Here is a 14,187-nt window from a genome sequence, read left to right as displayed (position 1 = left end):
TCTTTCAACAAACTTTACGCTTCTACCCGCATCAACAGCTGCATCTGCAATGATCTTCTGAAACAGATCGTTTTCCATCAAACCTGAACATGAATAGGTGAGTAGTGTGCCACCTGGCTTTAAGATTTGCATCGCCAGCATGTTGATGTCTTTGTATCCACGGCAAGCGCCATTAAGCTGAGATTTCGACTCGGCAAATTTAGGGGGATCCATAATAACAACATCAAACATTGTGCCCTGATCCCGGTATTCACGAAGAAGCTTAAATACATCGGCGTTAAGAAAGACTGCACGCTTTTTAGAAACATCAAAACCGTTTTGTTCTGCATTCAATTTAGCGGTATCTAGAGCTGGTTGAGACACGTCTGCATTAATAACTCGGCTTGCTTCTCCTTTCATTGCGTACAGCCCGAAGCCACCAGTGTAGGAGAAGCAATTCAGTACCTCTTTGCCTTTTACATACTTCATCGCCTGTTGGCGACTGTCTCTTTGATCAAGGTAAAACCCTGTTTTATGCCCGTTTACGATATCGACGTTAATTTTTACGCCATTTTCTTCAATCGAAACAAACTTAGGCGGCAGTTCGCCATGTAATACACCAACGGCTTCTTCTAAGCCTTCTTTCTTGCGCACAGAGACATCAGAACGCTCGTAAACGTTGTGATTAGGAAAGCAGGCAACCAGAGCTTTGACTAGGTTCTCTTTATGATACTCCGCGCCTGCGCTCAATAGTTGACATACCAAGTAGTTGTCATACTTGTCTATAGTAATACCCGGAAGACCATCGGATTCAGCGGCAATCAAACGGTATCCAGTGAGACCATCTCTTTCAATGATGTCTTCGCGGAGCAACTGAGCATCATTCAAACGTTTTTCAAAGAATGCCTGATCGACTGAATCCGATTTATCGAAAGTCCAGACACGGGCACGAATTTGAGATTTTGGTGAGAATGCTGCTTTTGCTAACCATTGACCATTGTGAGAAAAAACATCCACGGTTTCACCTAAGCCAGGCTCTCCAGTCACTTTCTCTATACCACGAGAAAAAATCCATGGGTGCTTGCGACGCAATGATTTATCGCGTCCCTTTGCTAGGTGTATAGCTGGAGTCATAATTTTGCCTGAAGTAAAAATAGGATAGGGGCGGTATTTTGGGACACCAAAAGGGGAATTGCAAACGGTGATGGAAATAAAAAGGGCTGCACCTGCAGCCCTTAGAAATCAAAATTGAATTACGCTTTCAATCCGGTGAGCAACTTTTCCATTTGGTTACTCTGATTTCTCAGACTTTCAATATTGCTATTGGCTGACTGAATTAGATTGTTGACCTCTGCTGACTGGTCGCGAATGGCTTCGACGCTAGAAGCGATGCTGTCTGCCACAACGCCTTGTTCTTCAGCGGCGGTTGCAATTTGAGTACTGCTGTCAGAAATGACTTCATTCTTTGATGACAAGCTTCCTATCTCTGTATCGACTTCGTTCATCAGCGATTGACCTCGGGATGCATTTTCAACCGTGACTTCCATTAGTTTCGTCAGAGAAGAACTATTGTTTTGAAGTGACTCAATCATCGTTTGGATCTCAACAGTAGCCTGCTGTGCTCGCCCTGCCAGACTTCTGACTTCATCTGCAACTACGGCAAATCCGCGACCTTGTTCTCCAGCCCGAGCTGCTTCTATCGCAGCATTCAGCGCGAGAAGGTTTGTCTGTTCGGAGATTGAACCAATGGTTGCGACTACTTCATCAATTTGTGCTGCGTTGGCATCAAGTTCTGCAACAGCCTGAGCGGCTGACTGAATTTCAGTACTAAGACTAGAAATTGACGTTAGTGTATCGGCAACCTTCTTTTGCCCACCTAACGCAACCAGTTTTGCCTCTTCTGTTTGAGAGCTTGAATCCTGCGCCAACGAAGCAACTTCACGAATAGTTGTCGCCATTTCCTCAGACGCACTAGCCAAAGAATCAAGGTTCGACTGTTGCTGAGAAGAGATTCCATAGCTGGCAGTTGAAGACTGATTCAGCTCTGAACTTATTTGTTGCATTAGCGCGACAGATTCTTGCATCGCCAGCACAAGCTTTTGTTCACGCTCAGAAACTTTATCTATGTTAATGGCAATGACGCTAAATTCGTCCCTTACTGGGAAGTAATTCATTCGGTTAGTCAGGTCGCCATTGGATAGAGTGGATAGTGCCTTGTTTGCGGAGAACATTGCTCCACCAATGAAGGTCATAATATAGTAGACACCAAGCGCGACGATTAGCAGGCTTACCAAAATGGACGTCAGTTGTATGCCCGAAAGAGACGAAACAAGGTCACTTGATGGGCTTGCGATCAATGAGAATTGCCCGTCCGAAGTAGAAACAGAGTTAGATCCCGAACCAAGCTGGATATTAGGTGATTGAGTAATAATGGAATGAATGTCTTTCTTATTTAGCTCATAGTTTTCAATTAGACTCGTGACTGTTTTCAGTTCCTGCGCAATCGTTTGCTCGACAAGTCGATTAGCAGCATGGTTAAGAACAGAAGATACAATGATAATCGCGAGAGTGGGAAGAAGAAAAAGCAGATAGAACTTCTCTTGAATTTTCAGATGGATAAGGTACTTATCTATCCATCGAAACGGTATTTCTTTCATGAGTAAAGCAGTTCCTTTTGTGAACATCTAACGGGGTTTTATTGATGGTTCACACTATACCATTCAATAATTTGAAGGAATATATACATGTCTCAAAAGTCTATAAAGTTTTTCGTTAAAGGATTAGTACAGGGAGTCGGTTTTCGTTACCACACTGCACATCAAGGTCTTAAACTGGGCTTGGCTGGTTACGCTAAAAACTTGAATAATGGTGATGTGGAAGTATTGGCAAGCGGGCAAATGAGCCAAATCAATGAGTTGGCATTGTGGTTAGAAAAGGGACCAAGAACGGCTAGGGTAGATTCGGTGACAGCCAGTGAAGTCGAATTTGAAGCTCACACTGGCTTTGAAATATTGTGACGAAGTGTTACAAGCATTTTGCTGGTTTAGGCAGACCAGCTAATTTGGTTGCTTGTTTTGCTGGACCTTGACGAAATAGCTTAAAAAGGTACTTGCTGTTTCCTTTTTCTGGTCCGTGCTCCTTTTCAATTGCTTTTACTAACATTCGTACAGCTGGTGAGGTATTAAACTCTTCATAAAACTTACGAACAAAACGAATGACTTCCCAGTGAGCTTCTGTCAGCTCGATTCCTTCTTTCTCTGCAAGTAAAGGCACCAACTCTTCATTCCAGTCTTGGTGATTACACAAGTAGCCTTGTGCGTCAGTCTCGATTTGTTTTCCTTGATATTCCAGCATAGTCATCAATCATAGAAAATTATGGTCGCGTAGATTAGCGCAGTTAACCTCAAGTTGAAAGTACAAAAAAAGCCCGGCTTTAAAAGCCGGGCTTAGAGTAAATCTCGGACGCGAATTAGTCGTCGCTCATGATGCCTAAGATGCTCAACAGGCTAGTGAATAGGTTGAGAATGTTTAGGTACATAGAAATTGTTGCGCTGATGTAGTTTGTCTCTTCACCTCGTACGATTCGACTTGTGTCGTAAAGAATGAAGCCAGAGAAAACTAGCGCAGACACACTACTGATTACTAGGTGAGCCAGCGTTGAGCCTACAAAGATGTTAATAATTGCCGCAACAATAACGATAATCAAACCCGCAATCAGGAAGTTACGCATGAAAGAAAAATCTTTCTTAGTGTTGATTGTGTATGCAGACAAACCTAGGAATACCATACCTGTTAAACCAAGAGCCTGAGCAATAATCATTGGACCATTCGGGATGGAAGCGTAGTAATTAAGCATTGGACCAAGTGCACCACCCATTAGGGTCGTGAACACAAATGTCCATACTAGACCACTTGATGAGTTTACGGCTTTTGGCATAACGAAGAATAGAATACCGATTGCGGCAACTTGCATTACAATCGCGGCAATAGGCGGGATTTGCATTGCCATAGTAGCGAGCGCTGCAATGGCACTTGTTACTAGCGTAAGTGAAAGTAGGAAGTAAGTATTTCGCAATACCTTATTGGTTTGGATCAGACTCTCTGTGTGGCGAGAATTTGATACTATTGGACCGTTCATAATGTTCCTCATCAGGTGACACGTTATTTATAAGACATTTATGGCGCTTAAAGTTCCAAAAATCAAGGGCTCGCAGCGTCTCATGTCTAAAAAATGGTACGAATTATAAAGAGATATGCATTAAATTGTTTGTAACAATTTGTTAATGCTAAGGCTCATAGAGTTTTGCTTCAAGATTAAACGAAAAAATAAGGCGGCAAACGCCGCCTTATCAATACAATAAATCTTGTCATTAATGGTGAAGAATCTGACTCAGAAAGTTCTGAGTTCGGTCGGATTGAGGGTTTTCGAAGAAATCCACTGGATTATTTTCTTCAATGATTTCACCCGCATCCATAAAGATAACTCGGTCAGCAACTTCTTTCGCGAAACCCATTTCGTGAGTTACACAAAGCATGGTCATCCCTTCACCAGCAAGCTCTACCATTACATCCAGAACTTCACGCACCATTTCGGGGTCAAGTGCTGATGTCGGCTCATCAAACAGCATGACTTGTGGACTCATGCACAATGAACGTGCAATGGCCACACGCTGCTGCTGACCACCAGAAAGCTGACCTGGGAATTTGTCTGCCTGATCTGGGATCTTCACGCGTTCTAGGTATTTCATCGCAATCGCTTCGGCTTCCTCTTTAGGCATTTTCTTAACCCAAATTGGTGCCAGCGTGCAGTTCTCCAAAACCGTCAGGTGAGGGAAGAGGTTAAAGTGCTGGAAACACATACCCACTTCACGTCTAACAGCTTCAATGTTTTTTAAATCTTCAGTCAGCTCTGTTCCTGAAACAATGATTTGACCTTTCTGGTGTTCTTCTAAACGGTTGATGCAGCGAATCATTGTAGACTTACCGGATCCTGAAGGACCACAGATAACAATTTTTTCACCCTTCTTCACGTCCAGGTTTATGTTCTTCAATACGTGGAACTCGCCGTACCACTTATTCATGTCCTTCAACTGGATCATGTATTCTTCTTGTTGCGTCATAATACGTCCTTGAACCTGTTAATTATCGTTTGTGACCGGTATGAAGTTTGTTCTCTAGCCATATCGAGTATCTCGACATGCCAAAACAGAACACCCAGAACACTAACGCGACAAATACGTAACTTTCTGTGGCGAAACCTAACCATTCAGGGTCGGTGTTCGCTGCCTGACCAATACCCAGTACGTCAAACATACCAATGATAAGTACAAGACTGGTGTCTTTAAATAGACCAATGAAAGTATTAACAATTGATGGGATCGTGATTTTAAGTGCTTGAGGCAGAATAATTAGCCCCATTTTTTTCCAATATGACAATCCTAGGGCATCAGCCGCTTCATATTGTCCTTTTGGAATAGCCTGAAGACCACCACGGATTACTTCTGCCATGTATGCGGCACTAAACATTACCACACCGATAAGTGCGCGTAGCAATTTATCTGTTTCTGAACCTTCAGACATAAACAAAGGCAGCATAACAGATGCCATGAATAGGACGGTAATCAGTGGAACACCACGCCACACCTCTATATACACAGTACACAGGCTTCGAATGATCGGCATTTCTGAACGTCTACCCAATGCCAATGCTACACCGATTGGAAGCGATACAATGATACCAACCAAAGCAATGATGAGTGTAACTAGCAGACCGCCCCATTTGTGGGTATCGACCACTTCAAGGCCAAACACACCACCGTATAGCAAACCAGCGGCTAGGAATGGGTACACATTAACGAAAAACAACCAGATCCAGGTTCTTTTTGGCGTACCTTCATAAGCCAGCAGAGCAACGAAGATAGCTAATGTTGCAAAGAATAGCTGAGGTCTCCACAGTTCTTCAGCAGGGTAGAACCCATACATAAACTGGTCCCAGCGGACACTGATGAATACCCAGCAAGCTCCGTCGCGGGTACAGTCTTCTCGGGTAAGCCCTGTCCAGTCTGCTGAAAGAAATGCCCAGTCGACAATATTCCAAGTGGCGACAATGGTTATATAACCCAAAATCAAGGTAACAATAGAGTTAACCGGACCGTTAAAAAGATTTTTTCTTGCCCAGCCAACAACGCCTACTGTGTTAGCCGGCGGTGGAAGGTCGGGCTGAAATTGATGCTGCTTCATACTATCTCTCCACCAATGCTACTTTGCGGTTGTAGACATTCATCAACGCAGACGTCACCAGGCTCAGGGTCAGATAAACGGCCATTGTCATGGCAATAATTTCAATTGCCTGACCAGTCTGATTGAGAGTGGTACCTGCGAATACTGACACCAAGTCTGGGTAACCAATAGCCATCGCCAAAGATGAGTTTTTGGTTAAGTTAAGGTATTGGCTAGTCAGTGGAGGAATAATGATTCTTAATGCCTGAGGAATGACAACAAGCTTAAGCGTTTTCGAACGTGGAAGCCCAAGTGCCATTGCTGCTTCAGTCTGACCATGGCTTACTGCGTTAATACCAGATCGAACGATCTCAGCAATAAATGATGCGGTGTAAACGCTCAACGCGATCAACAGTGCTGCAAGTTCAGGGAGAATGGACACACCACCCCGGAAGTTAAACCCTTTCAGTACTGGATATTCGGCGCTGATGGGCATACCAGCAAGCAGATAGGCAATAAAAGGAAGACCGACAATCAACCCAAAGCCAATCAGTCCAACAGGCGTCTGTTGCCCCGTTAACTTTTGTTTATTCTTCGCCCAGACACTGATCACGATGGTGGCAATAATACCAGCGATCAATGCAACGAAGATAATACCACTGCCGTCTTCGAAAACCGGGCTAGGCATGTACAAACCACGAACGTTCAGGAATATTGCTTCGCCTAAACTGATACTTTGTCTTGGGGATGGCAGAGCCTGAAGAACAGCAAAGTACCAAAAGAAGATTTGCAGAAGTAGGGGAACGTTGCGGAATACTTCGATATAAACCGCTGCGATTCTACTGACAAGCCAGTTACTGGATAACCTGGCAATACCAACAAAAAATCCAAGAACCGTCGCGACTATGATCCCGAGAACAGATACGAGAGCGGTGTTTAAAAGACCAACAACAAAAGTTCTGCCGTAAGAGAAGGTTTCATCATACTCGATCAGAGTAAGGCCAATCCCAAAGCCTGCTTCCTGTGAAAGAAAATCAAAACCAGTGGCAATGCCCCGAGCATCAAGATTGCTCAGTGCGTTGTTGATAATGGTGTAAAAGAAACTCGCCAATGCGGTAACAGCAATAACCTGAAACACAATTGAGCGAAACGTAGGATTATAGAGAAGATTTGTGTTCTGTGCCGGTTTATCCGAGCCAGTCACTTTTTTATCAGTAGGTTGCATACAACTATAACCTCAAATCCATGTAGCTAAATCTATGTAACAAAAGGGCGGCAAACACCGCCCTTTTTATTTAATTATAATAATCAGTAATTTAGCGGATTGGTGGCGCGTACATAAAGCCGCCTGCATTCCACAGTGCATTCACACCGCGAGAAATTTGAAGCGGAGAACCTTTACCTACAGTGCGCTCGAAGCTTTCGCCGTAGTTACCTACTTGCTTAACGATTTGGTAACCCCAATCGTCAGCCAGACCAAGACCTTTACCCTTAGGACCGTCTACGCCAAGAATACGCTTAACGTTTGGATCTTTAGATTTCAGCATCTGGTCAGCATTCTTAGAAGTAATGCCGTATTCTTCAGCGTTAACCATTGTGTTAAGAGTCCACTTGGCGATGTTAAACCAAACATCGTCACCCTGACGGACAACAGGACCTAGAGGCTCTTTAGAGATGATTTCAGGAAGAACGACTGCAGAAGCCGGATCTTTCAGGTTCAGACGAAGTGCGTACAGACCAGATTGGTCAGTTGTCAGAACATCACAACGACCGGAGTCGAAACCTTTTGAAGTTTGCGCCGCTGTATCGAATACAACTGGCTTGTAAGACATGCCCTGGTTGCGGAAGTAATCAGCCAGGTTCAACTCTGTTGTTGTACCAGACTGAACACATACAGATGCGCCATCCAGTTCTTTAGCACTGCTGATACCAAGATCTTTCTTAACCATGAAACCTTGACCGTCGTAGTAGTTTACGCCAACAAAGTTCAGACCAAGAGCCGTATCACGGTGCAATGTCCAAGTGGTGTTACGAGATAGAACGTCAATTTCACCAGACTGAAGTGCGGTGAAACGTTCTTTTGCAGTTAGGGGTACGTATTTAACTTTTGACTTATCGCCCAAAACTGCAGCGGCTAGTGCCTGACAGTATTCAACGTCAATACCTTCCCATTCACCTTTAGAGTTAGGGTTAGAAAATCCTGGTAGACCGGTACTTACTCCACACTGGAGGAAGCCCTTAGACTTAACCTTATCTAAAGTGCCATCTGCTGCGTGAGCGGTGGTTGCCATCATGGCGGCTGAAGCAGCAACTACGGAAGCAAGAATAGTGAGTTTCTTTGCCATTTGAATCCTTCCTGTATCATCCATGTAAAACCAATCGAAATCGGTTCACGTTAAGTTGTGTTAGTGTTTTATGCTGTTGTGGTAGCAGTACGGCACGCTATTCACACAGCTATTTATAAGCGTAGGAAAGGATTTGAAATTTCTCAAATTATTAATTTAAAAGAATTTTTGAGTGCAATTGCAAATCCGGACGTATTTAGAATGACGAAATGTAATACGAATGTAAATAGTGCAAGAGCGCTACAAAATTGTGCGTTAGAGTTTTTATTGCTGTCAGAGGTCATTAATTAGCCATTGATATTGCTATGAAATTATTTACTAGATGATATATCTCGCAATAAGTAGAAATTTGAATGATGATCTCTGGATGAATATTGACCACATATCCCTAATGCCCCCTTTTTGTTAGTATTAGGGAATCACGAAATTCATTGCAAAGGAATAGGATGCGATATTTCCCGTTATTTTTTGACTTAAATCACAAGCCAGTATTGGTAGTAGGAGGGGGAGAGGTTGCATCTAGAAAGGTAGATTCACTGCTCAGAGCTGGTGCAGACGTTACGATCATTTCTCCAAAAATTGACCCTTATCTTCAAAAGCTGGTCGAAGAGCAAAAATGCCATTGGGTAAAAGCCTTCTACAGCCCGGATATGATGACAGATTATATCCAGGTTTGGGCAACTACCGATAACCCAGAACTGAATCATAAAGTTCATGCAGATGCCAAGCATAAAGGCATCATGGTGAATGTGGTTGATGACCAACCATACTGCGACTTTATTACGCCATCTATGGTTAACCGCGGTCGAATTCAAATTGCCATTTCAAGTGGTGGGGCGTCACCAGTACTGGTTCGAAACATTCGCGAGAAACTGGAGTCACTGTTATCTCAGAACATCAGTCTGCTGGCTGAATTTGCCGCATCTAAAAGAAACAGCATCAAAGAATCGCTTCCTTCGGTAGATTCGCGTAGAAAGTTCTGGGAAGCGTTCTTCTCAGATCCTAAGCTCGATACTGTTGAAGACAGGGCATATCTTGAAGAGTTATACGAAGCGCGCCTGAAGGACACGGACTATGACAGCGGATCTATGACATGGCTGGAATACAGTGATGACGTAGAGTTGATGTCAATTAAAGGACTAAGGCTGATGCAACAGGCTGAGCTTGTCTTAGCACATAAAGATTGCCCGTTTGAATTTGTTGATTTGTGCCGTCGTGATGCGGAGCGAGAAATATTTTCTAGCTATGCTGAGCTTTCTGCCAAGCTCGCACATTCTGAGATTCCTTCTCTTCGTGTTGTGGTTTTCTTCCCGAAAGGTGAACAACACAATCCAGAACTCAAGATTCTGGCTCAAAACCAGACTTTGATAGAGATTGCTTCTACAAGGTAGAAAGCAGGTAAAAACAAAAGGCTTCATTCAATGAAGCCTTTTTTATAAGTTTAATTGCAAATTGCGAGATATCTGCTTGAAACGCTGAGTTAGTCTCGGAAGTTTTCGTATTGGAAAGGCTGGCCGAGGTCAGACTGCTTAATCAGAGCAATCACAGCTTGCAGGTCGTCGCGCTTTTTACCCGTTACGCGTACTTTCTCACCCTGGACAGCGGCTTGAACTTTTAATTTGGCGTCTTTGATTGCCTTAACAACCTTCTTCGCCATCTCTTTGTCGATACCTTGCTTGAAAAGTACCGTTTGGTTCCAGGTTTTACCTGTCGCATCTGCTTTCTGTGAGTCCATTGAGTTTACATCCACCCCACGTTTGGTGAGATTGCCGCGTAAGATGTCTCTCATCTGCTTTAACTGGAACTCTGCTTCTGCACTAAGTTTTACAGTTTCGTCTTTCAGCTCAAAGCTAGCTTCAACGCCACGGAAGTCGAAACGTGTAGCCAGCTCACGATTGGCATTATCTACCGCATTACGAAGTTCAACGGTGTCAATTTCAGAAATAATGTCAAAAGAAGGCATGGAATTATCCTTTGATTGCGCGTGATTTTATGGCGTCTGCCAGCATGTCTAGCATATCGACCGTGTGCTCCCAGCTCAAGCATGGGTCGGTGATTGACTGCCCATAAGTCAAAGAGTGAATGTCGTTCATTGGCTGGTTACCTTCAAGAATGAAGCTTTCAGCCATAATGCCTGCAATGTAATTTGAACCAGAACGGATTTGGTCACAAATATCTTGCGCCACTTCCAGTTGTTTACGATGCTGCTTTTGGCAGTTAGCGTGACTAAAGTCGACCACAAGTTTTTGTGGTAAGTCGAATTCTGCTAATTGCTTGCAGGCATTTTCAATCGATTCAGAATCGAAGTTAGGTCCTTTATCTCCACCACGAAGAATAACGTGACCATAAGGGTTACCCGATGTACGGTAAACCGTCATTCGTCCATTCTTGTCTGGCGAGTAAAAGTAGTGAGACGCTTGGGAGGCGCGAATTGCATCAATGGCAATCTTAACGTTTCCGTTCGTGCCGTTTTTAAAGCCAACAGGGCAGGAAAGTGCAGATGCCATTTCGCGATGAATCTGAGATTCAGTAGTACGTGCTCCAATCGCACCCCAAGTGATGAGGTCGGCAATGTACTGACCAGTAATCATGTCGAGGAACTCAGTCGCGGTAGCTAATCCGAGTTTGTTGATGTCCAGAAGTAATTTACGCGCTTTGTTTAAGCCCGCTTCCAGCGCATAAGAGCCGTCCAGGTTAGGGTCGGTGATCAAGCCTTTCCATCCAACAACGGTTCTTGGCTTTTCAAAATAAGTACGCATAACGATGAAAAGTTCATCTTTGTACTTGTCCTGGATGTCACTCAAACGCTTCGCATAATCCAGCGCAGCATCTGTGTCGTGAACCGAGCAAGGGCCAACAATAGCGAGTAGTCGGTCATCTTCATCAGCTAAAATGGCTTCAATTTGTCGACGAGACTGTTCGATTCGCTCGGCAACGTCATCCGTGAGTGGGTGAGCTTGAACTAGCTCTGCAGGGGTAGGCATAGGACCTAGCGGCTGAGTTCTTAATTCGTCTGTCTTTAAGGGCATGTTCACGCCTGTTGTTGTACTACAAAGCGGTTAAGATAGCTGAAATCCATAAGGGAATAAACACGCAATTCTCCATATGAACAAAAACTTATCTTTACACGCGAAATATCGCAAAAAAATGCCCGAAATGTACAGCTGACTTGACATGCTGTTGTTAGAACTTGACGCAATAAAGGCCTAAGTTATCCAGAATTTAGTGTGGTGACGCTGTCACTTGCTTGAGGTGGTTTTAGAAGACGATCTTAATCTTTGTTTACATTTTGTTGACATTTACAGTGGCTTTTATTTAACTGGTCAGACAAGTTAAATAAATTAGGAGCAACGGATGCTCTCAGCTCTCCAAAAAGCCAATCTCTATCTTCAAATTTTTGGATTCTCTAAAGTGCCACTGATTTGGCTCTGCAGACCAAAGATCCTCAATATTGATGAGCAGTCTGTAGAAGTTCGCATCCCACTGCGAAGGCGAACCAAAAATCACCTAAACAGTATGTATTTTGGCGCGTTGGCGATTGGAGCCGATTTGGCTGGCGGCTTTATGGCGATGGGAAAGGCTCAAGAAAGAGGTGGAAAAGTTTCTCTGGCGTTCAAAGCGGTAAAAAGGTGAATTTCTAAAAAGACCGGAGCGAGACGTTCATTTCACGTGCTCAGATGGTGAGCTGATTGACCAGATGCTGGATGAGACATTTTCAACCGGAGAACGAGTCAATAAACCAGTCATCATTACCGCCACTTGCCCATCCTTAAATGGAGATGAGCCCATGGCGGTATTTGAGCTGGTGCTATCAGTGAAAGCAATTAAATCGTGATTTGCTCGATGTCGACGATCTTTGAGCGATTAAGTACAATTTTCCAACGATAGTAGTTGGGTTCAGCGTCGTGATTGTCTTCTTTAATGATTAAGTTCAGTAAGTGACGTTTTTCAACGGATTCTTTGCTTACCTGACCATCTTTTAGCTGATAGATCTTGCTGGAGCCCTTGTCCATTAATCGGGCAATAGGGCTCAGACTCACGTTTAGCGTTTCTCTCGTTTGCTCGTAACCACTCATAAACAGAGTGGTGGTCATTTCAGTCTGGCTTCGGTAGTGCAAAACTTGCTCTTCCCGTTGAGCGACCCGGCGCTTGCGTATTTTCTGAATTCTGTCTGGCAGTTTGGAATAACTGGTGTAATCTAGCCATTCGATTTTCTGACCAACCATTTTATTAGTACTTGGGTCGAAATAGCGACCACGCCATTTAGGTTTGCCTTTACGAATCCAGCGCCAAAGTATATCCCTGAGATCGTCTTTGAATATCTCACGCAGCGCATAAATGAAAGACATGATAATGATGAAAGACACGGTAATCTCTCCCAGGCGATCTCTCATCAGAATGGCAATGGTGGTCACAAATATCATCACAAAACCCGTCGCGATGCCTTTTACTGCACGCATCACGTTCTTACCCATAGAACGGTTTTTCTTTTTCAAAACGATAGGGTATTCAATTAAACGTCGCAACAAGCGCATTTTGTTCGACATGCGGGTAATGTCGTTGCGCGCTTTCTTCGAGTTGTAGCGATTGAGTTCGCGATGCGCCACCTCTTTCTCGCAAAGGACAATCAAACGTTCTTTGATTGCACCGTATTCTTTGCCTCGTGGAAGGTGGGCCACCAACGAAAGAAAGTGCTGTTCCGTGTACCAGGAAAGGTAGTTATCGATGTTAGCGTAATAGCGTTTCTGAGTTTCATCATACGGAATGGAGCGGCGCAGTCGTTTTAGAATGTCTAATGCAATACCAATAACGTCATCTACTTCTTCTTCGGTGACGCTGTCACGAGATTGTTGATTCAATTCGTCTACAGCCTTATCCAGCGCGATAAGGTATTGGTATGCATACAAACTCAAACTAACACGATACTGGTTATTAGAAAGTTGTCCCCGTTTCGCCAACCGGCTGTGTACTAGTGGCAGGTGTGTTTTGTCACTGTAGTAGGCGCGTTTTTCACTGATCGCCCCATAGTAAAAATCGTTTTCAGACAAAACGTCTGCGCTGAGCCCTAATTCCCCTGGGGCAAATATATACACGTCCAAATCCAACATCTTGGTGGTCGGCATAACGTGCGTAATTTTTAAAGTTAATGCGTCTTGTTTTTCAACCGTTATCAAATAGAAGTCCTTTCTTTTTATTTTTATGTCGTGAAAGCGTAATCAAAAGATTGGTATAGAATAATAAGTCAGATATCAATAAGCCAACAAGCATTGCTGTTGTTTGCTGCATCGTATTGAAAATGAAGAGTGATTTACCTAACCAATGATAGCAGAATTAACGTATAATCACCGCCAAATTTAAGATGAGTAACACCTTAACATGATAAAAATTGGTCAAACCAACACATTGGAAGTGGTTCGCAAAGCAGAATTCGGTCTGTTTTTGGATGCGGACGACTACGGCACTGTGCTTCTGCCCAACAAACACGTACCTGCTGGTGCAGATTTAGGCAGTGAGATTGATGTTTTTCTTTATTTCGACTCTGACAACCAGCTCTGTGCAACGACTGAAATGCCGGTTGCTCAGGTAGGCGAATGGGGTCTGATGAAAATTGAAGGCATCAACAGCACGGGCGCATTTGCCAACT

Annotated in this window: 14 protein-coding genes and 1 pseudogene; 4 read left to right on the top strand and 11 right to left on the bottom strand. The window is 43.7% G+C overall.

Annotated features, from left to right (window positions below):
• Positions 1-1,113, bottom strand: a 1,113-nt coding sequence (locus RH89_RS04650; protein ID WP_004399709.1) for a class I SAM-dependent methyltransferase, incomplete at its 3' end; no start/stop codon positions are given.
• 119 nt (positions 1,114-1,232) lie between these two features.
• A complete protein-coding gene (locus RH89_RS04645; protein ID WP_004399708.1) occupies positions 1,233-2,636 on the bottom strand; it encodes a methyl-accepting chemotaxis protein in 1,404 nt (467 codons plus the stop codon).
• An 87-nt stretch (positions 2,637-2,723) separates the two neighbouring features.
• Here RH89_RS04645 and yccX point away from each other — a divergent pair, with 87 nt between their 5' ends.
• Entirely contained in the window at positions 2,724-2,996 is a 273-nt protein-coding gene (yccX, locus tag RH89_RS04640) for an acylphosphatase (RefSeq protein WP_004399707.1), read from the top strand.
• A gap of 7 nt (positions 2,997-3,003) precedes the next feature.
• Here yccX and RH89_RS04635 read toward each other — a convergent pair whose 3' ends face one another.
• The 6 genes from RH89_RS04635 to RH89_RS04610 form a co-directional block, all read right to left on the bottom strand.
• A complete protein-coding gene (locus RH89_RS04635) occupies positions 3,004-3,333 on the bottom strand; it encodes a TusE/DsrC/DsvC family sulfur relay protein (protein ID WP_004399706.1) in 330 nt (109 codons plus the stop codon).
• Positions 3,334-3,448: 115 nt separating this feature from the next.
• Positions 3,449-4,117, bottom strand: coding sequence for a Bax inhibitor-1/YccA family protein (locus RH89_RS04630; RefSeq protein ID WP_004399705.1), 669 nt, complete (start codon positions 4,115-4,117; stop codon positions 3,449-3,451).
• Positions 4,118-4,349: 232 nt separating this feature from the next.
• A complete protein-coding gene (locus RH89_RS04625; protein ID WP_022550782.1) occupies positions 4,350-5,099 on the bottom strand; it encodes an amino acid ABC transporter ATP-binding protein in 750 nt (249 codons plus the stop codon).
• Positions 5,100-5,121: 22 nt separating this feature from the next.
• On the bottom strand, positions 5,122-6,219 hold the full coding sequence (locus RH89_RS04620; RefSeq protein WP_004399703.1) for an amino acid ABC transporter permease: 1,098 nt from the start codon (positions 6,217-6,219) through the stop codon (positions 5,122-5,124).
• 1 nt (position 6,220) lies between these two features.
• Positions 6,221-7,423, bottom strand: a complete 1,203-nt coding sequence (locus tag RH89_RS04615) for an amino acid ABC transporter permease (RefSeq protein ID WP_004399702.1) — start codon at positions 7,421-7,423, stop codon at positions 6,221-6,223.
• A gap of 91 nt (positions 7,424-7,514) precedes the next feature.
• Entirely contained in the window at positions 7,515-8,543 is a 1,029-nt protein-coding gene (locus RH89_RS04610) for an amino acid ABC transporter substrate-binding protein (protein ID WP_004399701.1), read from the bottom strand.
• A gap of 446 nt (positions 8,544-8,989) precedes the next feature.
• On the opposite strand from RH89_RS04610, the gene RH89_RS04605 reads away from it, so the two are divergent.
• A complete protein-coding gene (locus RH89_RS04605) occupies positions 8,990-9,934 on the top strand; it encodes a precorrin-2 dehydrogenase/sirohydrochlorin ferrochelatase family protein (protein ID WP_004399700.1) in 945 nt (314 codons plus the stop codon).
• A gap of 89 nt (positions 9,935-10,023) precedes the next feature.
• On the opposite strand, the gene RH89_RS04600 is transcribed toward RH89_RS04605, so the two are convergent.
• On the bottom strand, positions 10,024-10,506 hold the full coding sequence (locus tag RH89_RS04600; RefSeq protein WP_004399699.1) for a YajQ family cyclic di-GMP-binding protein: 483 nt from the start codon (positions 10,504-10,506) through the stop codon (positions 10,024-10,026).
• 4 nt (positions 10,507-10,510) lie between these two features.
• Entirely contained in the window at positions 10,511-11,572 is a 1,062-nt protein-coding gene (locus RH89_RS04595) for a 3-deoxy-7-phosphoheptulonate synthase (RefSeq protein WP_004399698.1), read from the bottom strand.
• A gap of 325 nt (positions 11,573-11,897) precedes the next feature.
• Here RH89_RS04595 and RH89_RS04590 point away from each other — a divergent pair.
• A pseudogene (locus tag RH89_RS04590) lies at positions 11,898-12,378 on the top strand (DUF4442 domain-containing protein).
• Here the strand turns inward: RH89_RS04590 and RH89_RS04585 are convergent.
• On the bottom strand, positions 12,368-13,717 hold the full coding sequence (locus tag RH89_RS04585) for a hypothetical protein (RefSeq protein WP_004399696.1): 1,350 nt from the start codon (positions 13,715-13,717) through the stop codon (positions 12,368-12,370). The pseudogene RH89_RS04590 and the gene RH89_RS04585 overlap by 11 nt on opposite strands.
• A 202-nt stretch (positions 13,718-13,919) precedes the next feature.
• Here RH89_RS04585 and RH89_RS04580 point away from each other — a divergent pair.
• Positions 13,920-14,187: S1-like domain-containing RNA-binding protein (locus tag RH89_RS04580; RefSeq protein WP_004399695.1), on the top strand; the 268-nt coding region annotated here is incomplete at its 3' end.

Origin of the sequence: Vibrio nigripulchritudo ATCC 27043 (assembly GCF_000222685.1) — a bacterium.
Classification (GTDB): domain Bacteria; phylum Pseudomonadota; class Gammaproteobacteria; order Enterobacterales; family Vibrionaceae; genus Vibrio; species Vibrio nigripulchritudo.
The sequence above is the reverse complement of the archived record's forward strand: the minus strand, read 5'-3'. Positions and strand labels throughout refer to the sequence as shown.